Source organism: Stenotrophomonas sp. TD3 (assembly GCF_001939825.1).
In the GTDB taxonomy this organism is placed as follows: domain Bacteria; phylum Pseudomonadota; class Gammaproteobacteria; order Xanthomonadales; family Xanthomonadaceae; genus Stenotrophomonas.
In genome coordinates this window covers 2,149,562-2,175,935 of sequence record NZ_MOYM01000001.1, presented here as the reverse complement: position 1 = coordinate 2,175,935, position 26,374 = coordinate 2,149,562, and the positions used below count along the sequence as shown (strand labels likewise).

Below are 26,374 nucleotides of genomic sequence, written 5' to 3'. Positions count from 1 at the left end.
CCAGATAGTGCCGGCCGCTGGCCGGCAACTCCGTCATGCATCTGGGGTCAGAGCCCCTCTGCGAGGGATCCGACCCCCACCGGCTACCCCCGATTCAGGCTGTTCAGGCAGAATCCCCCCATACCCTTCCAGGATCTGCCCATGCGCGTTCTGCTGCTTTCTTCCCTGCTGCTCACCGTCACCGCCTGTACCTGGGTGCCGATCGAACCGGCCGGCAAGGCGACCCGCGTGCTGCCGGCAGGACCGGTTCCGGCCGGCTGCATCGCCAAGGGCGAGGTGGTGGTCACCGTGAAGAGCAAGGTCGGCTTCTACAACCGCAACCCGCTGCGCGTGCAGGAAGAGCTGGAAACCCTGGCCCGCAACGAGGCCCCGAGTGCCGGCGCCAATGCCGTGCAGGCCGCCGCGGCCCCGGCCGATGGCAGCCAGCGCTTCGCCGCCTTCCAGTGCCCGCCGCGCTGAACGCTTCACCATACGGCCAAGGCTGAATTCGTAAAGATGCGGTGAAGGCCCCGGGGGTTATAGAATAGCGCCCCCTTTTGCCTGAGCCTTGGCGCTAACCTCGATGCTCTTCAAGAATGTCTCGATCGCCGGCCTGGCACACGTTGATGCGCCGCATACGCTGACGACCAAGGAAATCAACGAGCGGCTGCAGCCGACGTTGGATCGCCTCGGTATCCGCACCGACGTGCTCGGCGATATCGCCGGCATCCATGCCCGCCGCCTGTGGGACAACGGCGTGCTGGCGTCCGATGCCGCCACCATGGCCGGCCGCAAGGCGCTGGAAGACGCAGGCATCGATGCGACGCAGGTCGGCCTGCTGGTCAACACCTCGGTCAGCCGCGACTACCTGGAGCCGTCCACGGCCTCGATCGTGTCGGGCAACCTCGGCGTCAGCGACGAGTGCATGACCTTCGATGTCGCCAATGCCTGCCTGGCCTTCATCAACGGCATGGATATCGCGGCGCGCATGATCGAGCGCGGCGACATCGACTACGCGCTGGTGGTGGATGGCGAGACCGCCAACCTGGTGTACGAGAAGACCCTGGAGCGCATGACCGCCCCGGACGTCACCGCCGACGACTTCCGCAACGAGCTGGCCGCCCTGACCACGGGTTCGGGCGCCGCCGCGATGGTGATGGCGCGCTCGGAACTGGTGCCGGATGCGCCGCGCTACAAGGGTGGCGTGACCCGCTCGGCCACCGAGTGGAACCAGCTGTGCCTGGGCAACCTGGACCGCATGGTCACCGATACCCGCCTGCTGCTGATCGAAGGCATCAAGCTGGCCCAGAAGACCTTCACCGCCGCCAAGATCGCCTTGGGCTGGGCCGTGGAAGAGCTGGACCAGTTCGTGATCCACCAGGTCAGCCAGCCGCACACCGCTGCGTTCATCAAGAACTTCGGCATCGACCCGAAGAAGGTCATGACCATCTTCGGCGAGCACGGCAACATCGGCCCGGCCTCGGTGCCGATCGTGCTGAGCAAGCTCAAGCAGCTGGGCAAGCTGAAGAAGGGCGATCGCATCGCGCTGCTCGGCATCGGCTCGGGCCTGAACTGCTCGATGGCTGAAGTGGTCTGGTAAGACCTCCTGTAGAGCCGAGCCCATGCTCGGCTCACGCGCCCAGCGCGGTTCCACCGCGGCCTGACCGAAGAGCAGCCGAGCATCGGCTCGGCTCTACACCGCGCCGCGCTTCTCCCCAGGTACTCCGCATGCGCGATCTTCCCGGTTACCCCGCCCACCCGCAGCGCTTCGAAGTGCGCCCCGGCCTGTCGATGAACTATCTCGACGAAGGCCCGCGCGATGGCGAAGTGGTGGTGATGGTGCACGGCAATCCGTCGTGGAGCTATTACTGGCGCACGCTGGTGGCCGGCCTGTCGGACAAGTACCGCTGCATCGTGCCGGACCACATCGGTATGGGCCTGTCGGACAAGCCGGACGATAGCCGCTACGAGTACACCCTGCAGTCGCGCGTGGACGATCTCGACGCGCTGCTGAAGCACCTGGGCATCACCGGTCCGGTGACCCTGGCCGTGCACGACTGGGGCGGCATGATCGGCTTCGGCTGGGCGCTGTCGCACCACGACCAGGTGAAGCGCCTGGTGGTGCTCAACACCGCCGCGTTCCCGATGCCGGCGGCGAAGACGATGCCGTGGCAGATCGCGCTGGGCCGCCACTGGAAGATCGGCGAGTGGATCATCCGCACCTTCAACGCGTTCTCGTCCGGCGCCTCGTGGCTGGGCGTGGAGCGGAAGATGCCGGCCGACGTGCGCCGTGCCTACGTGTCGCCGTACAACAGCTACGCCAACCGCATCAGCACCATCCGTTTCATGCAGGACATCCCGCTGTCGCCGGCCGACAAGGCCTGGTCGCTGCTGGAGCGTGCCGGCAAGGCGCTGCCGTCGTTCGCCGACCGTCCCGCCTTCCTCGGCTGGGGTCTGCGCGACTTCGTGTTCGACCATCACTTCCTGAAGGACTTCCAGGCTGCGCTGCCGCAGGCCCAGGTGCATGCCTTCGAGGACGCCGGGCACTACGTGCTGGAAGACAAGCAGGACGTGCTGGTGCCGGAGATCCGCGCGTTCCTGGACGCCAACCCGATCTGAAGGGCGTGCCGACCAACGGTCGGCACCTACCAGGTGAAGGAATGGGTGGGTGCCGACCGTTGGTCGGCACACCGGACAGGTTCATGAGGCTGCCGGCCAGCGGCCGGCACTACCCCTACGCAGCGACCGGCGCCTGCGGCGATGGGCTGTTGCCGTTGTCGTCCGGATGATCGTCGTCATTGTCGGCGTCATCGCGCCAGCGCCAGTCGGCCAGCGTCAGCGGGTCCAGGCCATAGGCGATGCGCGCCTTGTCGCACTGCGGGCTGGCCTTGCCGTACTCCCACGACGCATCCACCTCACGGCACACGCTGGGCCGGTTGGGGTGGATGGTGCAGCGTGAGTACACGCCGATCTGCGCGTCCAGCGCCACGCAGCGCACCGGCTTGGAATGGGTGCCGCGCATGCACAGGCGGTGCGGGTCCAGCACCTCGGTCAGCTGGTGCGGCACGCCGCCGGGGGTGACCTCGTCTGATTCCATCCAATGGAAGGCCACGCGGTATTGGGTGCAGCAGGCGCCGCAGGTCATGCAGGGATGTTGCATGGGCAAGCCGCCTCGGGCGGCAGTCGGAATCAGGAACGAGGGTGCGGATTTTCCACGAAGTGGGCCGCCGCGCAAGAAATTCCGTAAGCGGCGACAATGAACGGATGAACCGACCCTGCAACATTGCCGCGCGCCTGCCTGAACTGGCGCGTGAACGCCCTGACCAGATCGCCATCCGCTGCCCGGGCCGCCGGGGCGCTGGCAACGGCATGGCCGCCTACGACGTCACCCTGGACTACCGCCAGCTGGACGCCCGCAGTGATGCCATGGCCGCCGGCCTGGCCGGCTATGGGATCGGTCGCGGGGTGCGCACGGTGGTGATGGTGCGGCCGTCGCCGGAGTTCTTCCTGCTGATGTTCGCCCTGTTCAAGCTGGGCGCGGTGCCGGTGCTGGTCGATCCGGGCATCGACAAGCGCGCGCTGAAACAGTGCCTGGACGAGGCGCAGCCGCAGGCCTTCATCGGCATTCCGCTGGCGCACGTGGCACGGCTGGTGCTGCGCTGGGCGCCGTCGGCGACCCGCCTGGTCACCGTTGGCCGCCGACTCGGCTGGGGCGGTACCAGCCTGGCCGCGCTGGAGCGCGCCGGCGCCAAGGGGGGGCCGATGCTGGCCGACACCGATGGCGAGGACATGGCCGCGATCCTGTTCACCAGCGGCTCCACCGGCGTGCCCAAGGGCGTGGTCTACCGCCATCGCCACTTCGTCGGCCAGATCCAGCTGCTGGGCAGCGCGTTCGGCATGGAAGCGGGCGGCGTGGACCTGCCGACCTTCCCGCCGTTTGCCTTGTTCGACCCGGCGCTGGGCCTGACCTCGGTGATCCCGGACATGGACCCGACGCGGCCGGCGCAGGCCGACCCGGCACGCCTGCACGATGCCATCCAGCGCTTCGGCGTGACCCAGCTGTTCGGCTCGCCAGCATTGATGCGGGTGCTGGCCCGGCACGGCCGGCCGCTGCCGACGGTGACGCGGGTGACCTCGGCCGGTGCGCCGGTGCCGCCGGACGTGGTCGCCACCATCCGCAGCCTGCTGCCCGCCGATGCGCAGTTCTGGACCCCGTATGGCGCCACCGAGTGCCTGCCGGTGGCGGTGGTGGAGGGGCGCGAGCTGGAGCGTACCCGCGCGGCCACCGAGGCCGGCGCCGGCACCTGCGTGGGCAACGTGGTGGAACCGAACGAGGTACGCATCATCGCCATCGATGACGCACCGTTGGCCGACTGGTCGCAGGCACGTGTGCTGGCCACCGGCGAGGTGGGCGAGATCACCGTGGCCGGGCCGACCGCCACCGACAGTTACTTCAACCGCCCGCAGGCCACCGCCGCCGCGAAGATCCGCGAGACGCTGGCCGATGGCAGCACCCGCATCGTCCACCGCATGGGTGACGTGGGTTACTTCGATGCGCAGGGTCGCCTGTGGTTCTGCGGCCGCAAGACCCATCGCGTGGAAACCGCACAGGGGCCTCTGTACACCGAACAGGTCGAGCCGGTGTTCAACACCGTGCCCGGCGTAGCGCGCACGGCACTGGTTGGCGTTGGCCCGGCGGGTGCGCAGGTGCCGGTGCTGTGCGTGGAACTGCAGCGTGGCCAGAGCGACAGCCCGGCGTTGCGCGAGGCGCTGCGCGCCCAGGCCACCCTGCGATTGCCCGAGGCGAACCTGCAGCACGTACTGATGCATCCCGCGTTCCCCGTCGATATCCGTCACAACGCCAAGATCGGCCGCGAGAAGCTCGCCGTCTGGGCCAGCGCCGAACTGGAGAAGCGCGCATGAAGATCCTGGTCACCGGTGGTGGTGGTTTCCTTGGCCAGGCGCTGTGCCGCGGGCTGATCGAACGTGGTCACCAGGTGCTGGCGTTCAACCGCAGCCACTACCCGGAACTGCAGGCCATGGGCGTGGGCCAGATCCGCGGCGATCTGGCCGATGCGCAGGCGGTGCTGCATGCGGTGGCCGGCGTCGATGCGGTGTTCCACAACGGCGCCAAGGCCGGCGCCTGGGGCAGCTATGACAGCTACCACCAGGCCAATGTGGTCGGCACCGACAACGTCATCGCCGCCTGCCGCGCGCACGGCATCAACCGGCTGGTCTACACCTCAACGCCCAGCGTGACCCATCGTGCCACGCACCCGGTGGAAGGCCTGGGTGCTGACGAGGTGCCGTACGGCGAGGACTTCCAGGCACCGTATGCGGCGACCAAGGCGATTGCCGAACAGCGCGTGCTGGCCGCCAACGATGCGTCGCTGGCGACGGTGGCACTGCGCCCGCGCCTGATCTGGGGCCCGGGTGACCAGCAGCTGGTGCCGCGCCTGGCAGAACGAGCGCAACAGGGCCGCCTGCGCCTGGTCGGCGACGGCAACAACAAGGTCGATACCACCTACATCGACAACGCCGCGCTCGCCCATTTCCTCGCCTTTGAAGCGTTGGCACCGGGGGCTGCGTGTGCGGGCAAGGCCTATTTCATCTCCAACGGTGAGCCGCTGCCGATGCGCGAGCTGGTCAACAAGCTGCTGGCCGCGGTTGGCGCGCCGACGGTGGACAAGGCGATCAGCTTCAAGACCGCCTATCGCATCGGCGCGGTCTGCGAACGGCTGTGGCCGCTGCTGCGCCTGCGCGGCGAGCCGCCGCTGACCCGCTTCCTGGCCGAGCAGCTGTGCACGCCGCACTGGTACAGCATGGAGCCGGCCCGCCGCGATTTCGGCTATGTGCCACAGGTCAGCATCGAAGAAGGGCTGCGCAGGCTGAAGGCTTCATCTGCTGCATAGCTCGCCGTCACTGGTTGCACACCGCAGGATCAGGAGGATGGACCCACGCCATCCATTGGCCCGGACATCTGCGAGGAGCACCATGCTGCATTACGCCGTCATCTTTTTCGTCATCGCCATCATCGCCGCCGTGCTCGGCTTCTCCGGCATCGCCGGTGCCGCCAGCAACATCGCCTGGATCCTGTTCGTGATCTTCCTGGTTCTGGCGGTGATCTCGATGTTCCGCAAGCGCGGCTAGACGACCGCAGGGTAGTGCCGGCCGCCGGCCGGCACTGTTCTTTCCGGTGGGTGCCGACCGTTGGTCGGCACGCCCCTTTGTAGAGTCGAGCCATGCTCGACTGTCTCTGTAGAGTCGAGCATGGCTCGACTCTACAGAGACAGCGAGCGCCGCTACACGGCGCTGTGCAATCCACGATCGGCTGCATGGCGTTCCTGCGCCAGCTCGATCAGGCGCGTGATCAGCGTGGTGTAGTCCACGCCGCTGGCACCCCACAGCTTCGGGTACATGCTGATGCGGGTGAAGCCGGGCAGCGTGTTGACTTCGTTGATGATGATGTCGCCGCCCGCGGTGAGGAACACGTCCACGCGCGCCATGCCTGCACACTCCAGCGCCTGGTAGGCCTGCAGCGCGACCTGCTGGATGCGCGCCTGGGTTGCAGCATCGATATCCGCGGGTACCACCACCTCGGCGCCATCCTCGTTGATGTACTTGGTGTCGTAGGCGTAGAACTCGTCGTGCACCACCACTTCGCCGCACAGGCTGGCCTGCGGCTGTTCGTTGCCCAGCACCGCGCACTCGATCTCACGGCCGACCACCGCCGATTCCACCAGCACCTTGTGGTCATAGCGCAGTGCCAGTTCCAGTGCCTCGGCGAAACCCGCCGCATCCTTGACCTTGCTCACGCCCACCGACGAGCCCTGGTTGGCCGGCTTCACGAACAGCGGCAGGCCGAGCTGCGCGATCACCGCCTCGACATCGACCGCCGCCGCCTGGTGGCGACGGATGCACAGCCATGGTGCAACCTTCAGTCCGGCGTCGCGCAGCAGGCGCTTGGTCACGTCCTTGTCCATCGCCACCGCCGAGCCCAGCACCGGCGAACCGACGAAGGGCAGGTTGGCCATGCGCAGCAGGCCCTGCAGGGCACCGTCCTCGCCCAGCGGTCCATGCACGATCGGCAGCACCACATCGATCTGGCCCAGCACGCTGGCCGCATCGGAGGGCTGCAGCTGCGCCTGCTCGGCACCGGGAAGGACCGCCAGCGACTGGCCGGAACGATGCAGCGCGATGCGTGCCGGATCATCGGCATTGAGCAGGAAGGTCGCAGGCTCGCTCAGATGCCACTGGCCCTGCTTGTCGATGCCGACCAGCACCGGTTCGAAGCGCTCGCGATCGAGCGCATCGAGGATGTTCTTCGCCGACTGCAGTGAAACTTCGTGCTCGGAAGACTTGCCACCGAAGATGATGCCGACCCGGGTCCGTGCCATGGTGTTGCGATGTCCTGTGCGGTGCGTGGCCTCATAGCATGAACCTTCATCGGCCCTCCGCGTGAGGCACAGATGAACCAGAAATCCATCCACGCATGGCGTGGATCTAGCGTCCTCCATGGCCCATCAATAGGGGGTCAGAGCCCGTTGCGCAGCAACGGGATCCGACCCCAGATAGCCTGACAGATCGCAGGAACCTGCCGAAGGCGGGGTGGGTCCGGTTGCGGGGGCGTGAGCCGCATGGATGCGGCGACCGAGCTTACAGGGACGTACTTGCAGCGGCCCCCGCAACCGGGCCCACCCCGCCTACCCACGGAATGACCGCTGTTGCTGTTGCTTCGGCTGTTGCCGTTGCCTCTGCGGGTGCCGGGCGGCCGCCCGGCCCAAGCCCCCCACCCACGCAGGTAGAATGCGCACATGGCTCTCTCCCTGCTCAAGTCCCTCAAGCCGGTCGCTGGCCGCGCCCTGCAGATCGCCCTGAACCGCGCGCTGGCGCTGGATCCGGATACCCGCCATGCACTGGCCGGCCTCGATGGCCGGCACATCGACCTGACCCTGGAAGCGCCGTCGCTGGCGATGCGCATCAGTGTCGACGGTGACCAGCTGCGGGTCGGCCCGGTGGATGCGCAGGAAGCCGACCTGGCCGTGCGCAGCAGCCTGGCCGGGGTGCTGGCGCAACTGCCACTGCTGGCCAACGCTCGGCGCGGCGACAACAACGGCAAGGGCCGCGTACGCGTGGCCGGCGACGCCGAACTGGCGCGTCGCCTGCAGCAGCTGGCCAAGGGCTTCGACCCGGACTGGCAGCAGCCGTTCGTCAGCGTGTTCGGCGACGTGCTGGGCGTGCAGGTGGCCAACACCCTGCGCAGCGCCCTGCAGCACGCGCGCCAGGGCGCGATCGACCTCGCCCACAGCGCCGCCGAATTCATCACCGAGGAATCGCGCGACGTGGTGCCGCGCGCCGAACTGGATGCCTTCCACGATGACGTGGACGTGCTGCGTGACGACGTCGAACGTCTCGGCGCGCGCGTGCAGCGCCTGCGGGGTGCCGCATGAAGGCCGTGCTGCGGGCAAGCCGCATCGGCCGGGTGATCCTGCGTTACCGCCTTGACGACCTGCTGCAGGGCACGCCGGCCGAGCGCTGGCTGCGCCTGGCCAAGCCGTTCGTGCCGCGTGCCTCGGCCGACATCGCCGCACAGTCGCGCGGTGCGCGCCTGCGCCTGGCGCTGCAGGATCTCGGCCCGATCTTCGTCAAGTTCGGCCAGATCCTGTCCACCCGCCGCGACCTGGTGCCGCCGGACGTGGCCAACGAACTGACCCTGTTGCAGGACCGGGTCAAGCCGTTCGACGGCGATAGCGCGCGCCGCATCGTCGAGGAAGCACTCGGCCTGCCGGTCAGCGAGGCATTCGCCAGCTTCGATACCGAACCGCTGGCCTCGGCCTCGATCGCACAGGTGCATGCGGCCACGCTGGCCGATGGCCGCCAGGTGGTGGTCAAGGTGCTGCGCCCGGGCATCGAGAAGCAGATCGACGCCGACATCGCCCTGCTCAACTCGCTGGCCGCCCTGGTCGAGCGTACCCATCCGCGCGCCGACAAGATCCGTCCGCGCGAAGTGGTGGCCGAAGTCGAGAACACCCTGGCCGCTGAGCTGGACCTGCAGCGCGAAGGCGCCAATGCCAGCGTGCTGCGCCGCTTCTGGGAAAACAGCGACGACCTGTACGTGCCGGAAGTGATCTGGAGCCATACCGCCGAGCGCGCGCTGACCCTGGAGCGCGTGTGGGGCATTCCGTCCGACGACATCGCCGCGCTGGACAAGGCCGGTATCGACCGCAAGGCACTGGCCGCCAAGGGTGTACGGGTGTTCTACACCCAGGTGTTCCGCGACAACTTCTTCCATGCCGATGCGCACGCCGGCAACATCTGGGTCGACACCGATCCGTCGCGCCATGCCAATCCGCGCTTCATCGCCCTGGATTTCGGCATCATGGGCCAGCTCTCGCAGGAAGATCAGTACTACCTGGCCGAGAATTTCATGGCCATCTTCAACCGCGATTATCGCCGCATCGCCGAACTGCACGTGCAGGCGCGCTGGATGCCGGACAACGTGCGCATCGATGATCTGGAAGCGGCCGTGCGTTCGGTGTGCGAGCCGTACTTCACCCGCCCGCTGTCGCAGATATCACTGGCCGAAGTGCTGATGAAGCTGTTCCGCGTGGCGCAGCGCTACCAGCTGACCCTGCAGCCGCAGCTGATCCTGCTGCAGAAGACCCTGCTGAACATCGAAGGTGTCGGCCGCCAGCTGGATCCGCAGATCGACATCTGGGCGGTGGCCAAGCCGGTGCTGGCGAAGATCCTGCGCGAGCGCTACAGCCCGCGCCGGGTCGTGCGCGAGATCGGCAAGCGCCTGCCGGAAATCATGACCCACGCGCCGGACATGCCGCGCCTGGTACATGCCTGGCTGACCCAGCAGGTGGAGGGCCGCCATGAGCTGGCGATGCGCTCGCGCGATCTGGTCGCGCTGGATGCCAGCGTGCAGCGCCTGCAGAAGCGCGCGGTTGGGGCGATCACCGGCGTCGGCCTGCTGGCCATCGCCGCGCTGATGTACGTGCTGCAGCCGCCAGGCTGGTACTGGGGCGACCTGCCGATGTGGAGCTGGGTGTCCGGTGCGGTCGGCGCGCTGGCGCTGGCGCGCGCGTGGTGGCGCTGATTCCCTGTTGATCGAGGTTCGGCGGCGAGGCACGCCGCCGACCCACTGCGGCTCTACCAGTGATAGCCCAGGCCCAGGTGCGACTGCACGCTCTGGAAGCTGTCCAGGCGCGTCTTGTGCCAGGTCTTGCCGATGCCCATGTCCAGCACCAGATGCTCACCCAGCGGCTGGCTGCGGCGCAGGAAGGCACGACGTGCATCGTGTTCGCGCAGCAGCAACGGATCGGAATCGGCGGTGTAGCCGGAGGTACCGCTGCCCAGCCACAGCTGGGTCGACCCACGGCCCTGCGCATCCTTCAGGCGCAGTGACAGCGTGGTGCCATGGCCGTCGGGGCCATTGGATTGGCGATGCCGCTCGTGGCGCAGTGAGGCGGTCACGCGCGGGAAGTAGTGCGAGGCACCCACAGACCAGCCGCTCACGTATGCACCGGCATGGTACTGGGCGTACTTGCCGCCCACGCTCAGCACGGTCTGCGGTGCCACCTTCCACTGGATGTCCTGGTTGACCTGGCGGTTGACGAATACCGGGTCATCGTTGGAGGCAGTGAAGGCGGTGCGGGTCGAAAAGCGTGGACTCCAGCGCTGGTGCAGGGAGCCCTGCACCCGGTTGCCGCCGAAGCGTTTGCTGCCGTAGTCGCGTTCGCCATGGGCCAGGCCCAGATGCCAGCGGCTGTCACCGCTGCGACCGGCCACATCCACGGTCTGTACGTCGCGCTTGCCGAAGCCGTCGGTGTAGTCGGCATGGTCCAGCTGCACCGAGACCCGGTCGATGCCGGCATGGGCGCTGGACACGGCCAGCAGCAGGGCGCATGGCAATGCGCCACGGATGATCAATCGCATGGGGTTACTCCAGGGGTTGGGAATGCAGCGACTGCAGCAGCCGGTAGCGACCGGGCGGCAGGTTTCGTTCCACGGTGATGCGCGGTCCGAACTGGCTGCCCGGCGCGACGATGCGACCGGGCAGGATGATCACGCCGACACCCAGCGCGGCGCCTTCACCGATCCAGGCGCCGAGCTTGTCGCGCTGGCTGTCGATGACGGTGTCGCCGATGTGGACGGCGACCGTCGCGCCATCCAGGCGATGGTTGCTGGTACGCACCAGTGCGCCCAGGTAGGCACGGGCGTCGATACGGCTGTCGGCAATGAAGCACTGCGGACCGATGCAGACGCCGTCGCCGATCAGCGCGTTCTTCAGCTCACTGGCAAAGCCGATGCGGACGCCATCGCCAATGTGCAGCGGGCCGCGCAGCAGCGCGTTGTTGCCGATCAGGCAGTCGCGGCCGATCGATACCGGTCCCTGCAGCTGGGCGCCGTCGCAGATGCGGCTGCGGGCGCCGATCTGCACGTGGCCATGCACTGTCGCGCGCGGCGAAACCTGTGCACTGGAATCGATGTGGGGTGCTGTGACCGAAAGCGCATCGGCCATGGCGGCGAGGTCATTCCACCACATGCGGATACCTCGTCGGTTTGTCGCGCGCCGGCTCGCGGCCGGTGAACAGCCCGGCCAGGCCATGCATCACCCAGATCGCATAGGCGAGCAGCACGTACAGCATCGAGAACGCGGCGGCGGGTACCAGCCACGCGCGGCGGTGGTGGATCGCACTGATTGCCGCCAGCAGCATGACGATGCCGATCCAGAACAATGGCATCACCGACAGGGCGAGGCCACCAGGCCCATGCAGCAGGGCCGCACCGAACCAGACCTGCAGGGTCAGCACGATGCCGGCCAGCGCGAGCAGCATCATCGGCAGGATGCTGAACAGGCCGAAGCGGGTCAGCAGCAGGCCGCGGTGCAGGCGCATGCACACCGCATAGCCGACGATCCAGCGTCGCCAGCGCCGCCACTCCTCCACCAGCGTGTTGCATTCCTGCGGGTAGACCACGCAGCGCACGCTCTGGCGGACACGGTAGCCCTGCGCGACCAGCGACCAGGACATGTCGAGGTCTTCCACGCGGGTGCGGTCGGAGAAACCGACCTTGCGCAGTACCGAGGTGCGGAACAGGCCACACGAGCCGGAGACGATGAACGGTGCGCCGCCCAGCCACTGCTGGAAGCTGCGCTTGATGACGATCATCGGCAGCTTCAGGCTGGCGCGCACATGCGGCAGGAAGCCGGCGCCCTGCAGGCTGGACGAGGGCACGCCACCGACCGCATCGGCACCGCGTTCGATCTCGTCCAGCAGATGGCCCAGGCCATGGCCGCGCGGATCGATATGGGTGTCGGCGTCGGTCAGGAACACCTGCTCGGCGGTGGCGTGCTGCAGGCCATGCATCAGCGCGCCGCCCTTGCCGGTGTTGGCCTGGTGTACCGCCACCAGGCGCTCGGGCCAGCGCGCCTGCAGCGCATCGAGCACCTGGGCCGTGTTGTCGGTGGAACCATCGTTCACGCAGATCACCCGCGCCACGTAGGGGTTCTGCAGCAGGCTGGTCAACGAACGCTCCAGGCAGGGGGCTTCGTTGTAGGCGGGCACGATCGCATCGATGCTGTACAGGCGCGTGCTGGGGCGACGCGAGGCCTGCATGCACACGCGCACCAGGATGAAGGCACACATGGCCAGGAACAGCAGCGTCTTCATCACAGCACCAACCGGTAGGGCTGGAAGCCCTCGCTGGGGCCGATGCCGATCTGCTGGCCGCGGAACTGCGCATGGCAGCGCAGGTGGCTTTCCTGCATGTAGTGGCGATCACCCTGGCTGGCGTGCTCGCGCAGTGCACGGATCTTCAGCTCCAGCTGTGCGCTGATGTCCTCGAACACCTGCGGCGCGAACTGCGGCAGGGTGCTGGGGCTCTCGTAGCAGAGGATCTGCGGGATATGGCGGCAGGCGATGATCGATGCTTCGTGGACGGTGCGGTGGTCCTGGTGATGATCCTCGCCACACATCGTGTAGACGCGATGCGGTGCGATCTGCGCGCAGGCCTGCTCGATCGCCGCGACGATGTCGTTGCGGCAGGCGGGAAAGCGCGTGTCCGGGAAATCCTGCTGGATCACCTCGGTCACACCCAGGCGGCGCAACGCGCGGTGCGATTCGTCACTGCGGTCGATGCCAGCATGGCAGCCACGGCCGCCGCGGCTGAGCACCAGTGCGTGGATGCGTGAGCCGGCGCGGGCGAGCTTGGCCAGGCTGCCACCGCAACCGAGCTCGATGTCGTCGGGGTGGGCACCGATTGCTAGAATGTCGAGAACCATGGCCGTGTCCTTGCGGAAACCAAGAGGGCAGCGGGCAGGTGGACCGTCCCGCGTGAAGAAGGCGGGCACTATCGCAATGTGAACGCAGCGCAGGGCTAGGACAAGTACGAAATATGGCCGTACAGGCCACAATGCTTGCCCATGCCGGGGCAAATGAAAGCAGCGATGACGATGCAACTTTCGGAACTGAAGGACGAGCTGGCACGGTTCGGCGCCGAAAACGACGCGCGTGAATCCGAGCGCGGCCGCCGCATGCTCAACATCACGCCGGACACCGGTGAATTCCTGTCGGTGCTGGTGCGTTTCGGGCGGGCGCGCCGCGTGCTGGAGATCGGCACCTCCAATGGCTACTCCACGCTGTGGCTGGCCGAAGCGGCCGCCGCCATCGACGGCCACGTGACCACGCTGGAATACGCTGAAGACAAGGTGGCGATGGCGCGTGCCACGTTCGCGCGCAGCGGGCTGGCCGCGCACATCACGCTGGTGCACGGCGATGCCGGGCAGTGGTTGGCGCAGGCTGCCGATGCCAGCATCGATCTGCTGTTCCTCGATTCGGACCGCGAACAATACGCTGGCTGGTGGCCGCAGCTGCGCCGCGTGCTGCGACCCGGTGGCCTGCTGGTGGTGGACAACGCCCTTTCGCATGCCGAGCAGATGGAGCCGTTGCGGGCGCTGCTGGACGCTGATCCGGACTTCAGCACCAGCTTGGTGCCGGTGGGCAATGGCGAGCTGCTGGCCGTGCGCAACGCCTGACCGCCGCGTTGCCCGCGCCTGATCCGGTAGTGCCGGCCGCTGGCCGGCAACCGCAGCAATCCAACTGCCTGGAGGCAGCCGGCCAGCGGCCGGCTCTACCCCATTCAGTGCCCAGCCCCGATAATCCCGCGGTGAGTACCGAACCTGACACCCTCGCCGCGGTCGAGACCGAAACCGCACCCCTGCAGCTGCTGCACCTGGATGAGCGCCTGGCCGTGGTCAACAAGCCGGCCGGGCTGATGGTCCACGACAGCAAGCTGGCCCGTGGCGAAGATGATTTCCTGGCCGACCGCCTGCGCGAGCAGCTGGGTCGGCCGATCTTCCTCGTTCATCGCCTGGACCGTGCCACCAGTGGCTGCCTGCTGCTGGCCTTCGACCGCGAGACCGCCAGTGCGCTGGGCAAGGCGCTGATGGGCGGTGAAGTGGCCAAGGACTACCTGACGGTCTGCCGTGGCTGGCCGGCCGAGCTGTCCTGGCGGGTGGACCATGATCTGGACGGTGGGCCGGGCAAGCCGGTGAAGAAGCCGGCAATCACCGATTTCCAGCGCCTCGCCACCGGCGAGCTGTCGGTGCCGGTCGGTGAATTCACCAGCTCACGCTACGCATTGCTGCGCTGCCAGCCGCAGACCGGGCGTTTCCGGCAGATCCGCCGGCACCTGAAGCATCTCTCGCACCACATGATCGGCGACACCAGCCACGGTGATGGCCGCCACAACCGCATCTTCCGCATGCAGGGCGTGCACCGCATGCTGCTGCACGCCGAGCGCCTGCGCTTTCCGCATCCGGACGGGGGCAGCGTGGATGTCAGTGCGCCGCTGGATCGCGAATTCCAGAAGGCGCTGGACCTGTTCGGCTGGCAGGTGGACGAAGCCTGACGGTAGTGCCGGCCGCTGGCCGGCATCTGCCTGATTCCGGTTGTCCCGGGATTGCCGGCCGTCGGCCGGCACGACCTCACTTCTTTTCAGGCTCGTTGACGATTGCCTCCAGGTCCTTCTGCAGGTCTGCGAACAGCGGCTGCATGCGGGCCTGGATCGCCACCACCACGTTCTGCATCAGTGCCGGGGTCTTGTCCAGCAGGCTCTGGCCGGCCGGACTCTCGTAGAACTCGGCCATCGCCAGCACGTCTTCCTTGCTGAAGGTCTTCTTGTACAGGTCCACGTACATCGGCCGCAGCTGCTGCCAGGACATCGCCTGGCGCAGGGTCTGGCTGGTCCGGGCCTGGATCCGCTTCAGCTGTTCCTGCTGCTGGGCATTGAGCTGGCGCTGCGCGGCCACCTGCTGGAACTGCTGCTGCTGCATGGCTTCGATCTGCGGCACCATGGTGTCGATCATGCTCTGCGCTCGCGAGGCCGACAGCAGGCGGTTGATGTCGCCGTCGGTCGGCGGGGCGGCCAGGGCCGGAACGCTGGCCACAGCCAGCGCCAGCAGCAGGGCGGCGCGGCGCAGCAGGGACGGCAGGGCGGGTGCGAAGCGGGTCATGCGGGGCTTCCTGCGGTACATGGGACGGCCAGCATACCCGCAGTCAAGGCGAAGGCGGCGTGTTCGGTGCCTGATCGGCGGCATACGGGGCGCGATGCCGCACTCCGCCGCGTGCCTGCCGCTACAATGCGCGGATGGGCAGTGGACCGGTCACCATCAGCGCGCAGCTTGAAATCCCCGACGGCGAGATCGTCGAGCGGTTCGTGCGTGCCAGTGGCGCCGGTGGCCAGAACGTCAACAAGGTCTCCACCGCGGTGGAACTGCGTTTCGACGTGGCCAACTCGCCCTCGTTGCCCGAACCCTTGCGCACGCGCCTGCTGGCGCGGCGTGACCGGCGCATGACCGGCGAAGGCGTGCTGGTCATCGACGCGCAACGTTTCCGCACCCAGGATCGCAATCGCGAGGATGCGCGCGAGCGGCTGGCGGCCTTCATCCAGGCCGGGCTGAGCGTGCCCAAACCGCGCAAGGCCACCAAGCCGACCCTCGGGTCGAAACTGCGTCGTCTGGACGCCAAACGCGGGCGCGCGCAGATCAAGCGCGGGCGCTCATCACGTGACTGGGAGTGATTGCTTGAACAACCCGACTTCGTTGCTGCCGGCCGTGCCGCCGCAGATGCCGCAGGTCAAACCCAACGCCTTCCTGCGCTGGCTGGCGCGCTGCACCCTGCGCATGGGTGGCTGGAAGGTGACCGGCACCCTGCCTGACATCCCCCGGCTGGTCTTCATCATCGCTCCGCACTCGTCCAACTGGGACGGCCTGTGGGGCATGGCGGCCAAGATCGCGCTGGGCATGAAGGTGAAGGTGCTGGGCAAGGCCTCGCTGTTCTGGTGGCCGCTGGGCCCGCTGCTGCACAAGCTGGGCGTGATCCCGCTGGATCGCAGCTCGCCGCAGGGCACCGTCGGCCAGGCCGTGGACCTGCTGCGCAACAACGAGAAGATGTGGTTCGCCATCACGCCCGAGGGCACCCGCAAGGCCGTGAAGGACTGGAAGGCCGGCTTCCTGAAGATCGCCCGGATGGCCGACGTGCCGATCCTGGCCGCGTATTTCCACTACCCGGAAAAGACCATCGGCATCGGCCCGCTGTTCACGCCGACCGGCGACGATGTGGCCGACATGGCCGCCATCCGCGAGTTCTACCGGCCATGGATCGGCAAGACCCGCGGCACGGTCTGAGCCGGCCGCAGGCCGCCGCATAGACGCCACGTCCGGCACATGCCGGGCGAGCGCGACAGGAGTAGGGTGGAGGGCTGGTATCCCGTACCGTCTGCCCAAGGAGCGTTTCACATGTCGCGTACCGTAGTCCTGGCCGCCGCCATCAGCCTGGCGCTGGCGGCCTGTTCCGGCAAGGAGTCCACCCCCGTGTCCGAAGCCCAGAAGACCCCGGCCCAGCAGCCGGCCGAAGCCTCCACCAATCCGCTGCTGAGTGCGAGCACGCTGCCGTTCCAGGCACCGCAGTTCGACAAGATCAAGGACAGCGACTACCTGCCGGCGTTCGAAGAAGGCATGCGCCAGCACCTGGCCGACGTGCGCAAGATCGCCGACAGCAGCGAGCCGGCCACCTTCGACAACACCATCGTGGCGATGGAGCGCAGCGGCGAGACGCTGAACCGCGTGTCGCGCATCTTCTTCGGCCTGGTCCAGGCCGATACCAACGATGCGCGCCAGAAGATCCAGGAAGAAGTGGCGCCGAAGCTGGCCGCGCACCAGGACGAGATCAACCTCGATCCGAAGCTGTTCGCGCGCGTGAAGTCGCTGTACGACCAGCGTGACACGCTGGAGCTGGACCCGGTGCAGAAGCGCCTGGTCGAGCACTACTACGACGGCCTGGTGCGCGCCGGTGCGCAGCTGTCCGACGCCGACAAGGCGACCCTGCGCAAGCTCAACGTGGAAGAGACCACCCTCTCCACCCAGTTCCACACCCGCCTGGTGGCCGCCACTGCTGCTGCTGCCGTCGTCGTCGACGACAAGGCCAAGCTGGCCGGCCTGGACGAGGATGCGATCAACAACGCTGCGGCGGCTGCCAAGGAGCGCAAGCTGGATGGCAAGTTCCTGCTGCCGCTGCAGAACACCACCCAGCAGCCGGTACTCGGCTCGCTGAGCGACCGCGACCAGCGCGCCGCCGTGCTGAAGGCCTCGGAAACCCGCGCCGAGCGCGGCGATGCCAATGACACCCGGCAGACCGTGCAGCGCCTGGCTCAGCTGCGTGCGCAGAAGGCCAAGCTGCTCGGCTTCGACACCTTTGCTGATTACCAGCTGGGCGACCAGATGGCCAAGACCCCGGCCGCCGCGCTCAAGCTGCTGACCGATACCGTGCCGGCCGCCACCGCCAAGGCCCGTGCCGAAGCCGGCGAGATCCAGAAGGTGATCGACGCGCAGAAGGGTGGATTCCAGGTCGCCGCTTCGGACTGGGACTTCTACGCCGAGCAGGTGCGCAAGGCCAAGTACGATCTGGACGAGTCGCAGATCAAGCCGTACTTCGAACTGGACAACGTGCTGCAGAACGGCGTCTTCTACGCCGCCACCCAGCTGTACGGCATCACCTTCAAGCCGCGTACCGACATTCCGACCTACAACCCGGACATGAAGGTGTACGAAGTGTTCGACAAGGACGGCACCTCGCTGGCCCTGTTCTACACCGACTACTTCAAGCGCGACAGCAAGTCCGGTGGCGCCTGGATGGACGTGTTCGTCGAACAGGATGGCCTGACCGGTGCCAAGCCGGTGGTCTACAACGTCTGCAACTTCACCAAGCCGGCCGCCGGTCAGCCTGCGCTGATCAGCTTCGACGACGTCACCACCATGTTCCATGAGTTCGGCCATGCGCTGCACGGCATGTTCTCGAACGTGAAGTACCCGTCGATCGCCGGCACCGCCACCTCGCGCGACTTCGTCGAGTTCCCCTCGCAGTTCAACGAGCACTGGGCGCTGGACCCGAAGGTGTTCGCGCACTACGCCAAGCACTACAAGACCGGCGAGGCGATGCCGCAGGAGCTGGTCGACAAGATCCTCAAGGCGCGCAGCTTCAATCAGGGCTACGCGACCACCGAGTACCTGTCGGCCGCACTGCTGGACCTGGCCTGGCACACGCAGAAGGCCGATGCGCCGCTGCAGGATGTCGGCGCCTTTGAAGCCAGCGCGCTGAAGAAGTTCAAGGTCGACCTGCCGCAGGTGCCGCCGCGCTACCGCACCACCTACTTCGACCACATCTGGGGTGGCGGTTACTCGGCCGGTTACTACGCCTACTTCTGGGCCGAAGTGCTGGACCATGACGCCTACCAGTGGTTCACCGAACACGGTGGCCTGACCGCGGCCAACGGCCAGGAATTCCGCGACAAGATCCTCTCGCGCGGCAACAGCGTGGAGCTGTCGACCCTGTACCGCGATTTCCGCGGCAAGGACCCGTCGGTGGAACCGCTGCTGAAGTTCCGCGGTTTGAAGTAAGAAAGCGAAAACGGCGGGGGCAACCCCGCCGTTTTTCTTTCTATGGCGTCGAGCCATGCTCGACGTTCTTCTGTAGAGCCGAGCCCACGCTCGGCTGCGATTCCCGTCCTTGTAGAGCCGAGCCATGCTCGGCTGCCTTTCGATGAAAAGCCAGTCGAGCATGGCTCGACTCTACACAAGCGGTTTACGTCCCCACGTGCACGCGGTTTGCCTGCTCGGCCAGGCCCAGGTGATCCAGCGCGATATCCAGCGCCAGTACATAACTCTGCGCGCCATACCCAGCGGCGATGCCCAGGCGCTGGCCGACGCCGGCCGGCAGGCACGGCTCGGCTACTGCGCCGTCGTCATGCACTTCCACATAGGCGTTGTGCAGGTACGGCAGCAGGCGCTGCAGGCGCAGGCTGTTGGCACACGCACCCGGGTCAAGCAGGGTCACCTCGCCGCGGCTGTGGTCGGCCACGCGCAGGGCGTCCAGCAGTTCCTGTTCCGAACCACAGGCACGGATCGCCACGCTGGTGCCGGCGTCGATCGCACGATGCACCAGTGATTTCAGGACCGGTGCTGGCAGCGGCATCGCGGTGCGGATCAGGGCGCCGGCCGCTTCCGGGCCGCGGATGATGAAGATCGACATGGCTCAGCCCTCCTGCGCCAGGCGGCGGCCGACAATGGCCAGCGACAGCGGGTAACCGGCCTGCTGGCTGCGCTGGTCGACCACCACGGCGGCGGGGCCGTGCTGCAGGCGCAGGCGTGCATCCAGGCCGGGTTCGCTGGGGGCCTGCAGCTCGATGTACTGCGCCGGCAGCCGTTCCAGCGCCGCCTGCAGCGCGCCACCTTCGGCCTGCCATTGCGCCTCGTCGGCGGCGCCGACATCCAGCAGTACCCAGTCGGCCGAGCGCGCCTGCGGCTGGCACAGGCACTGGCGTACTTCGGACAGGCTGGCGCAGTCGCTGCACAGCACGCGATGGCCGCTCAGCTGCGCCGGCAGCTGCGGGCGCGGCGCCGACGAAGACGCGTGGCGGATCACCAGGAGGGTCATACAACACCTTGCGGAATGCGCCCTGTGGCGCGGTGGGCACATGATGCGCGTGCTGCCCGTAAAGGTGCGATGCCCGCGGCCGGGCCGGGGCGTAAAACCTGCGTAATCCTTCTTGTAGAGCCGAGCGTGGGCTCGGCTCTACAGGACGCCGGCGCGGGAACCTCTTCGGCCCGGATGTGGTCTGATGCAGCTACCACTCACCCGGAGCCTGTCATGGATGCTGTTGCCCGCCCTCCCTTTTCCGAACGCGCGCTGGTCTGGGTGAAGAAGGAAGCATTGCCGCTGCTGGTGATGCTCGGCCTGCTCGCCGCCGCCCGCGATACCCTGGCCAACCACTATGTGGTGCCCAGCGGCTCGATGCAGCCGACCCTGCAGCCCGGCGACCGGGTAGTGGTGGACATGCGCGCCTATGGCCTGCGCCTGCCGTTCACCGGCAAGGAACTGATGTCGACCGGCGTTCCGCAGCGCGGTGAAGTGGCGGTGTTCGATTCACCGGCCGACGGCACCCGCCTGATCAAGCGCGTCGCGGCGGTGGCCGGTGACCATGTGCAGATGCGCGAGGGCCACCTGAGCATCAACGGCCAGCCGCTGCAGATTGCCGACCTGGAGGACGTGGAAGCCTTTGGCGAGCGCCGTGCCCGCCTCGACCTGGACATGGGGGGCGGTCCGGACATTGCCGACCTGGTGGTGCCGGCCGGCAAGGTGCTGGTGCTGGGTGACCACCGCGGCAACAGCTTCGATGGCCGCTTTTTCGGTTTCGTCGACGCCGACAAGCTCTACGGCCGCGCCGTGGCGGTGTATTACCGCAGTGGCGACGGCTTCGAGTGGCAGCGCCTGTAAGCTGAATTGATACTTCTTATGTATCAATCATGACCTATCAGGTTATGGATCGACTGGATCGACGGGCCTAGTCTGAGGCCCGTTCCCTCCCACGCTTGGCCGCCCCCACCGGCCCATCGATCCCATGACTGGCGAAACCGCGGCGGCCCTCGAACGCCGCCCCCCCACTGTCGATCCCATCGCCGAGACCCGCATCCAGCAGGGTACGCCGGCCTTCCGCCGCACCGCACTGGCACTGTTCCTGGCCGGCTTCTCCACCTTCGGCCTGCTGTACACCGTGCAGCCGCTGCTGCCCGAGTTCAGCCGTCACTTCGGCGTGTCCGCCGCCGGCAGCGCGATGTCGTTGTCGCTGACCACCGGCACGCTGGCGGTGGCGATGCTGCTGGCCGGCCTGCTGTCCGATGCGGTCGGCCGTCGCCCGTTGATGATCGCTGCGCTGCTGGCCTCGGCCATGCTGTCGCTGAGCACCGCGCTGGTGGATGACTGGACCACGCTGCTGGTGTTGCGCACCCTGCTCGGCCTGGCGCTGAGCGGCGTGCCGGCAGTGGCGATGACCTACCTGGTCGAGGAAATGGACAGCCGCGCGCTGGGCCTTGCGATGGGCCTGTACATCGGCGGCAACGCCATCGGTGGCATGAGCGGGCGCCTGCTGGCCGGCATCATCGCCGACCACTGGGGCTGGCGCTGGGGCATCGGCGTGGTCTCGATCATTGCCATCGCCAGTACCGTGCTGTTGTGGCTGCAGCTGCCACCGTCGCGGCACTTCCATGCACGTCGCGGCGGCCTGCGCCAATTGCCGTCGCGCTGGCGCACGCTGTTCGCCGACCCGGGCCTGCCGTGGCTGTTCGCTACCTCGTTCGTGCTGATGGGCGTGTTCGTCACCCTCTACAACTACCTGGGCTACCACCTGCTGGCGCCGCCGTACCATCTAAGCCAGACCGTGGTCGGCCTGATCTTCAGCGTCTATCTGGTGGGCACCTTCAGCTCGGCGTGGATGGGACAGCAGGCGACGCGTTACGGCCGCGGCCGCATCCTGTCGATCTCGTTCGCACTGATTGGTGCCGGTATCGTGCTGCTGGCGATGCCGTGGCTGAGCACGATGGCGCTGGGTATCGCACTGGTGACCTTTGGCTTCTTCGGTGGCCACTCGGTGGCCAGCAGCTGGGTCGGCAGCCGCGCCGGTGCAATGCGCGCCGAAGCCTCGGCGCTGTACCTGTTCGCCTATTACCTGGGTTCGAGCGTGCTCGGTGGTGTGGGCGGCCTAGCTTATGCGGCGTGGGACTGGTTGGGTGTGTGCCTGTTCGCCGCCGTGCTGACCCTGATCGGCGGTGGCATCGTCTGGGCGCTGCAGCAGCGCGCCCCGCAGCCGGTGACGGCGTGAATCACCGCGTACGGTAGTGCCGGCCGCTGGCCGGCTACCCCACCTGGGTCCGCATGCCGGCCAGCGGCCGGCACTACCGGGTGGGTTGCACCTCACCCTTCGGCGAACGCCTCACGCAGCAGCCCGGCGAAATTGCGGATCAATGGCGTCACCCCCTCGCGGTGCCACGCCAGCTGCACTTCCGAATGCGCACCGGCATCGGCCAGCGCGACGAAGCGCGCGCCCTCCACGCGGATGTGATCGCAGGACGACGGCAGGATCGCCGCACCCAGGCCGGCGGCGGCCAGACTGATCAGGGTCGAGGCCTCACCGGCCTCCTGCACGATGCGCGGGGTGAACCCGGCGGCCGCGCACAACGCGATCATGTGGTCATGGATACCCGCACCGGCGCTGCGGCGGAACGCCACGAACGGTTCCTGCGCGAAGTCGCGCAGCGACAGCGTGCCCTGCGCCGAGAGCCTGCGCAGGGCAGGGTGGTCGGCATGCACGATCAACGCCAGTGGATCGACGAACAGGCTGTGCGCCACCAGCTCCGGCGGCAATGCGCGCTTGCGGATGATGCCCACGTCCAGTGAACCGTCGAGCAGCGCATCGATCTGCTGCAGGGTGTTCATCTCGCTCAGCTGCAGCCGCACCTGCGGATAGCGTTGGCGGTACTGCAGGATCGAGCGCGGAATCTGCGGCGACAGTGGCGTCGCGCGGGTCAGCCCGATGCGCAGCTCACCCTGCTCGCCGCGCTGCGCGCGCTGGACTTCGTCCACCGCCGTTTCCACCTGCTGCACGATGGCCCGCGCACGTTCCTGCAGGAGCTCGCCCGCAGGCGTCAGCTGCACACGACGGTGGCTGCGCACGAACAGGCGCGCACCGATCAGGTCTTCCAGCTGACGGATCTGCTGGCTGAGCGGCGGCTGCGACATGCCCAGCCGCTCCGCCGCCTGGCCGAAGTGCAGCGTGTCAGCGACGGCAAGGAAGTAACGCAGATGGCGGAGTTCGATGGACATGGGGCCAGTCTAGCCAGACCGGCATCGGGCTTGTCGTCTTCTTCGATCGTATTTCCGCCAGTCGAGCATGGCTCGACTCTACAAAGGCTGGTTTCGATCATTGTTTACGTGCCGACCAACGGTCGGCACCCACCAACAGCAGCGACCAACTGTCAGAGGCGGGGCGGTGTGGGTGGGCAGGACCGTTGGCGCCATGGATGGCGCCATCGAGCCCCCAGGGGTGAGGGCGCTTTGCTTGTGAAGCACTGCTTCGCAAGCGCCCGAACGCACAGCCGCCAGCGGCTGGGCCGGACCGCGGAGCGGGGTTTACGGCGTGTCCTGCCCACCCACACTACCCCGCCATCCCACGGAATGCCCGCTTTTGACGTTGACGTTGACGTTGATTCGGCAGGTGCAGGGCGCAGCCCTGCCGAACACCCCTCACCGCTCGGAATGCCCGCTCTGGTCGTAATCGCGCGGACTGAACAACTCCGGCTGGATCAGCTCGATGAACGCCCGCGCCTGCGCCGACAACGCCTTGCCCCGGCGCACGATCACCCCGTAACTCCGCTCCGGGAACCAGCGCTTCATCGACCGCGCCGCCAGCCGCTCGCGGTCGGCCTCGTTCAGGCACAGCGCCGGCACGATGGAAATACCCATGCCCATCGCCACGTACTGCTTGATCACCTCCCAGCCGCCCACCTCCAGCGCCACGGTGTAGGCGATGCGGTGGCGCTGGAACACCTGGTCCACCAGGCGGTAGGTGATCTGCCGCTTCGGCGGCAGCACCAGTGGATAGCGCGCGATGTCGGCCAGTTCCAGTTCGCCGCCGCTCGCCAGCGGATGGTCGTGCGGCGCGATCAGCACCTGCTCGAAGCGGTAGGCAGGGGCGTAGCTGAGGTCGGCCGGCACATCGGTCATCGAACCGATCGCCAGGTCGGCGGCGTCCTCGCGCAGCAGGTCGGTGCCATCGGCGCTGATCGCGTTGTGCAGGGTCAGGCGCACGTCCGGATGATGCAGGCGGAAGCGTTCGACGATCTTCGGCAGCAGGTACAGGATGGTCGAGCTGTTGGCGGCGATGTTCAGCTCGCCGGCATCCAGGCCACGCACCTTGTCGCGGAAACGCGCCTCCAGCCCGTCCAGGTTCTCCACCAGCGGCTGTGCCATTTCGTACAGCAGCTGGCCCTCGCGGCTGGGCACCAGGCGGCGCCCGCTGCGCTCGAACAACGGCACCCCCAGCTCCCGTTCCAGCGCCTGCAACTGCAGGCTGATCGCCGGCTGGCTGACGAAAAGTGCCTCAGCCGCCCGTGAGACCGAGCCCAGGCGCACCGTCTGGCAGAACGCGCGCAACGGCTTCAGCCGGTCGGATTTGTAGGAAAAACGTGGACTTGGCGGGGCGCGTGTGGTCATCGTGTCACAAGTATTAGCACAATTTATGTAGAACATTGCAAAAACTGTTTTGCCAAATACTCGGCCTCAGCGGCACCGTGGAGACGTTCCCCCACCGCTGGAGTCACCCCATGTCCGCCGTCGCTTCCGCTGTTCCCACCCCCGCCAGCAAGGCCACCCCCGGCATCGCCCTGGCGACCCGCGTGGCCGGCCAGGACACCCTGCTGCCGGCGCCGCTGCTGGCCCTGCTGGTGTCGCTGCACCGTGCGGTGGAACCGGGCCGGCAGGCACGGCTGCAGGCACGCCGGGAGCGCCAGGCGTTCTTCGACCAGGGCGGCCTGCCGGACTTCCGCGCGGACACCGCCGCGATCCGCAGCGGTGACTGGCGCGTTGCCCCGCTGCCGGCCGCGTTGCAGGACCGCCGCGTCGAGATCACCGGCCCGACCGACCCGAAGATGGTCATCAACGCGCTGAACTCCGGCGCCAAGGTGTTCATGGCCGACTTCGAGGATTCGACCTCGCCGACCTGGCGCAACCTGCTGGCCGGGCAGCAGTCGCTGGCCGCCGCGGTGCGTGGTGATCTCGAATACACCGCACCCAATGGAAAGCACTACCGCCTGCGCCCGTACGACGAGCAGGCGGTGCTGATCGTGCGCCCGCGTGGCTGGCACCTGGACGAGAAGCACGTGCGCATCGATGGCCAGTTCATCGCTGGTGGCCTGTTCGACGCGGCGGTGTTCGCCTTCCACAACGCCCGCACCCTGCAGGCGAAGGACCGTGGCCCGTACTTCTACCTGCCCAAGCTGCAGAGCATGGAAGAAGCGACGCTGTGGGAAACCGCGCTGTCGCACATCGAAGGCATGCTCGGCCTGCCGCACGGCCAGATCAAGGTGACCGTGCTGATCGAAACGCTGCCGGCGGTGTTCGAGATGGACGAGATCCTGCACGCGCTGCGCGACCGCATCGTCGGCCTGAACTGCGGGCGCTGGGACTACATCTTCTCGTACCTGAAGACCTTCCGCCGCCACGCCGACCGCGTGCTGCCCGAGCGCGGCCAGGTGACCATGACCCAGCCGTTCCTGAAGGCGTATTCGGAGCTGCTGATCCAGACCTGCCATCGCCGTGGTGCGCATGCGATGGGCGGCATGGCCGCGCAGATTCCGATCAACAACGATGCCGCTGCCAACGAACAGGCGATGGCCCGCGTGCGCGCCGACAAGCTGCGCGAAGTGACCGCCGGCCACGACGGCACCTGGGTCGCGCATCCGGCACTGATTCCGGTGGCGATGGCGATCTTCGACGAACACATGCCCGGTGCGAACCAGCACAGCGTGCTGCGCCAGGATGTGCGCGTCGGCCGCGACGACCTGATCGCACGGCCGCCCGGCACCATCACCCGCGCCGGCTTCGAAGGCAACGTGGAAGTCTGCGTGCGCTACCTGGCGGCATGGCTGGATGGCAACGGCTGCGTGCCGATCCACCACCTGATGGAGGACGCGGCCACCGCCGAGATCAGCCGCAGCCAGCTGTGGCAGTGGCTGCATACGCCGGGCCAGCAGCTGGACGATGGCACCGCCATCGACCTGGCACTGCTGGATGCCACGCTGGCGCAGCTGCCGGCACGGCTGGGCGATACCGCCGCGCTGCCCGGTGGCGCACGCATCAGCGAAGCCATCGCCCTGCTCGGCGAACTGAGCCGCAGCGACGAACTGACCGATTTCCTGACCCTGCCGGCCTACGCGCGCATCGACTGACTGCCGCCCGCGTTTCCCGCCGTTTCCCTCCCCGCTGCACGCACGAACCGAACT

Annotated in this window: 27 protein-coding genes; 16 read left to right on the top strand and 11 right to left on the bottom strand. The window is 67.5% G+C overall.

Annotated elements, in window-relative coordinates; all coding sequences use genetic code 11:
- Positions 1–141: 141 nt before the first annotated feature.
- From BKE09_RS10215 to BKE09_RS10205, 3 genes are all read left to right on the top strand, one after another.
- Entirely contained in the window at positions 142–459 is a 318-nt protein-coding gene (locus BKE09_RS10215; RefSeq protein WP_005407628.1) for a DUF4156 domain-containing protein, read from the top strand.
- A gap of 103 nt (positions 460–562) precedes the next feature.
- On the top strand, positions 563–1,579 hold the full coding sequence (locus tag BKE09_RS10210; protein ID WP_014035559.1) for a 3-oxoacyl-ACP synthase III: 1,017 nt from the start codon (positions 563–565) through the stop codon (positions 1,577–1,579).
- A gap of 128 nt (positions 1,580–1,707) precedes the next feature.
- Positions 1,708–2,598, top strand: coding sequence for an alpha/beta fold hydrolase (locus BKE09_RS10205; protein ID WP_075675663.1), 891 nt, complete (start codon positions 1,708–1,710; stop codon positions 2,596–2,598).
- 115 nt (positions 2,599–2,713) lie between these two features.
- On the opposite strand, the gene BKE09_RS10200 is transcribed toward BKE09_RS10205, so the two are convergent.
- A complete protein-coding gene (locus tag BKE09_RS10200) occupies positions 2,714–3,139 on the bottom strand; it encodes a YkgJ family cysteine cluster protein (RefSeq protein WP_014035561.1) in 426 nt (141 codons plus the stop codon).
- A gap of 104 nt (positions 3,140–3,243) precedes the next feature.
- Between BKE09_RS10200 and oleC the strand changes: the two genes are divergently transcribed.
- From oleC to BKE09_RS10185, 3 genes are all read left to right on the top strand, one after another.
- Entirely contained in the window at positions 3,244–4,902 is a 1,659-nt protein-coding gene (gene oleC / locus BKE09_RS10195) for an olefin beta-lactone synthetase (RefSeq protein ID WP_075675662.1), read from the top strand.
- On the top strand, positions 4,899–5,891 hold the full coding sequence (gene oleD, locus BKE09_RS10190; protein ID WP_075675661.1) for a 2-alkyl-3-oxoalkanoate reductase: 993 nt from the start codon (positions 4,899–4,901) through the stop codon (positions 5,889–5,891). The genes oleC and oleD overlap by 4 nt, the downstream gene beginning before the upstream one ends.
- An 82-nt stretch (positions 5,892–5,973) precedes the next feature.
- On the top strand, positions 5,974–6,129 hold the full coding sequence (locus BKE09_RS10185) for a DUF1328 domain-containing protein (protein ID WP_049429804.1): 156 nt from the start codon (positions 5,974–5,976) through the stop codon (positions 6,127–6,129).
- A gap of 152 nt (positions 6,130–6,281) precedes the next feature.
- Here the strand turns inward: BKE09_RS10185 and ddlA are convergent, their stop codons facing one another.
- Positions 6,282–7,376 carry a D-alanine--D-alanine ligase gene (gene ddlA / locus BKE09_RS10180; protein ID WP_075675660.1) on the bottom strand — a complete coding sequence of 365 codons (1,095 nt, stop codon included), beginning with the start codon at positions 7,374–7,376 and terminating at the stop codon, positions 6,282–6,284.
- Positions 7,377–7,793: 417 nt separating this feature from the next.
- Between ddlA and BKE09_RS10175 the strand changes: the two genes are divergently transcribed.
- The gene (locus tag BKE09_RS10175) at positions 7,794–8,429 is read left to right on the top strand and encodes an SCP2 sterol-binding domain-containing protein (protein ID WP_075675659.1); all 636 of its coding nucleotides are present in this window, start codon (positions 7,794–7,796) and stop codon (positions 8,427–8,429) included.
- The gene (gene ubiB / locus BKE09_RS10170; protein WP_075675658.1) at positions 8,426–10,081 is read left to right on the top strand and encodes a ubiquinone biosynthesis regulatory protein kinase UbiB; all 1,656 of its coding nucleotides are present in this window, start codon (positions 8,426–8,428) and stop codon (positions 10,079–10,081) included. Before BKE09_RS10175 ends, ubiB begins: the two co-directional genes overlap by 4 nt.
- Positions 10,082–10,134: 53 nt before the next feature.
- Here ubiB and BKE09_RS10165 read toward each other — a convergent pair whose 3' ends face one another.
- The 4 genes from BKE09_RS10165 to BKE09_RS10150 are packed head-to-tail and all read right to left on the bottom strand — an operon-like array spanning position 10,135 to position 13,267.
- The gene (locus BKE09_RS10165) at positions 10,135–10,920 is read right to left on the bottom strand and encodes a YaiO family outer membrane beta-barrel protein (RefSeq protein WP_075675657.1); all 786 of its coding nucleotides are present in this window, start codon (positions 10,918–10,920) and stop codon (positions 10,135–10,137) included.
- A gap of 4 nt (positions 10,921–10,924) precedes the next feature.
- Entirely contained in the window at positions 10,925–11,530 is a 606-nt protein-coding gene (locus BKE09_RS10160; RefSeq protein WP_075675656.1) for an acetyltransferase, read from the bottom strand.
- Positions 11,517–12,656 carry a glycosyltransferase family 2 protein gene (locus BKE09_RS10155; protein WP_075675655.1) on the bottom strand — a complete coding sequence of 380 codons (1,140 nt, stop codon included), beginning with the start codon at positions 12,654–12,656 and terminating at the stop codon, positions 11,517–11,519. Before BKE09_RS10155 ends, BKE09_RS10160 begins: the two co-directional genes overlap by 14 nt.
- Positions 12,656–13,267 carry a PIG-L deacetylase family protein gene (locus BKE09_RS10150; protein ID WP_075675654.1) on the bottom strand — a complete coding sequence of 204 codons (612 nt, stop codon included), beginning with the start codon at positions 13,265–13,267 and terminating at the stop codon, positions 12,656–12,658. The genes BKE09_RS10155 and BKE09_RS10150 overlap by 1 nt, the downstream gene beginning before the upstream one ends.
- A gap of 165 nt (positions 13,268–13,432) precedes the next feature.
- On the opposite strand from BKE09_RS10150, the gene BKE09_RS10145 reads away from it, so the two are divergent.
- Positions 13,433–14,020: an O-methyltransferase gene (locus BKE09_RS10145; protein ID WP_075675653.1), complete on the top strand. Its 588-nt coding sequence runs from the start codon at positions 13,433–13,435 to the stop codon at positions 14,018–14,020.
- A 131-nt stretch (positions 14,021–14,151) separates the two neighbouring features.
- Positions 14,152–14,895: a pseudouridine synthase gene (locus BKE09_RS10140; protein WP_075675652.1), complete on the top strand. Its 744-nt coding sequence runs from the start codon at positions 14,152–14,154 to the stop codon at positions 14,893–14,895.
- 76 nt (positions 14,896–14,971) lie between these two features.
- Here the strand turns inward: BKE09_RS10140 and BKE09_RS10135 are convergent, their stop codons facing one another.
- The gene (locus tag BKE09_RS10135; RefSeq protein WP_170871738.1) at positions 14,972–15,520 is read right to left on the bottom strand and encodes a DUF2059 domain-containing protein; all 549 of its coding nucleotides are present in this window, start codon (positions 15,518–15,520) and stop codon (positions 14,972–14,974) included.
- Positions 15,521–15,633: 113 nt separating this feature from the next.
- On the opposite strand from BKE09_RS10135, the gene arfB reads away from it, so the two are divergent.
- The 3 genes from arfB to dcp all read left to right on the top strand — a co-directional run bounded on the left by arfB (position 15,634) and on the right by dcp (position 18,940).
- On the top strand, positions 15,634–16,065 hold the full coding sequence (gene arfB, locus BKE09_RS10130) for an alternative ribosome rescue aminoacyl-tRNA hydrolase ArfB (protein WP_032962216.1): 432 nt from the start codon (positions 15,634–15,636) through the stop codon (positions 16,063–16,065).
- Positions 16,066–16,069: 4 nt separating this feature from the next.
- A complete protein-coding gene (locus BKE09_RS10125; protein ID WP_014035575.1) occupies positions 16,070–16,672 on the top strand; it encodes a lysophospholipid acyltransferase family protein in 603 nt (200 codons plus the stop codon).
- Between the two features lie 111 nt (positions 16,673–16,783).
- A complete protein-coding gene (gene dcp / locus BKE09_RS10120) occupies positions 16,784–18,940 on the top strand; it encodes a peptidyl-dipeptidase Dcp (RefSeq protein WP_014035576.1) in 2,157 nt (718 codons plus the stop codon).
- Positions 18,941–19,124: 184 nt separating this feature from the next.
- Here the strand turns inward: dcp and BKE09_RS10115 are convergent, their stop codons facing one another.
- Both BKE09_RS10115 and BKE09_RS10110 read right to left on the bottom strand, forming a co-directional pair.
- Positions 19,125–19,571, bottom strand: coding sequence for a 3-dehydroquinate dehydratase (locus tag BKE09_RS10115; protein ID WP_004153636.1), 447 nt, complete (start codon positions 19,569–19,571; stop codon positions 19,125–19,127).
- 3 nt (positions 19,572–19,574) lie between these two features.
- Entirely contained in the window at positions 19,575–19,976 is a 402-nt protein-coding gene (locus tag BKE09_RS10110; protein WP_049461672.1) for a hypothetical protein, read from the bottom strand.
- A 213-nt stretch (positions 19,977–20,189) separates the two neighbouring features.
- Here BKE09_RS10110 and lepB point away from each other — a divergent pair, with 213 nt between their 5' ends.
- Positions 20,190–20,816: a signal peptidase I gene (gene lepB / locus BKE09_RS10105; protein ID WP_075675651.1), complete on the top strand. Its 627-nt coding sequence runs from the start codon at positions 20,190–20,192 to the stop codon at positions 20,814–20,816.
- A 124-nt stretch (positions 20,817–20,940) separates the two neighbouring features.
- Positions 20,941–22,197, top strand: coding sequence for an MFS transporter (locus BKE09_RS10100; RefSeq protein ID WP_075675650.1), 1,257 nt, complete (start codon positions 20,941–20,943; stop codon positions 22,195–22,197).
- Positions 22,198–22,289: 92 nt separating this feature from the next.
- On the opposite strand, the gene BKE09_RS10095 is transcribed toward BKE09_RS10100, so the two are convergent.
- On the bottom strand, positions 22,290–23,198 hold the full coding sequence (locus tag BKE09_RS10095) for a LysR family transcriptional regulator (RefSeq protein WP_075675649.1): 909 nt from the start codon (positions 23,196–23,198) through the stop codon (positions 22,290–22,292).
- 420 nt (positions 23,199–23,618) lie between these two features.
- Positions 23,619–24,587 carry a LysR family transcriptional regulator gene (locus BKE09_RS10090; protein WP_075675648.1) on the bottom strand — a complete coding sequence of 323 codons (969 nt, stop codon included), beginning with the start codon at positions 24,585–24,587 and terminating at the stop codon, positions 23,619–23,621.
- A gap of 110 nt (positions 24,588–24,697) precedes the next feature.
- Between BKE09_RS10090 and aceB the strand changes: the two genes are divergently transcribed.
- On the top strand, positions 24,698–26,320 hold the full coding sequence (gene aceB, locus BKE09_RS10085) for a malate synthase A (protein WP_075675647.1): 1,623 nt from the start codon (positions 24,698–24,700) through the stop codon (positions 26,318–26,320).
- Positions 26,321–26,374: the final 54 nt, after the last annotated feature.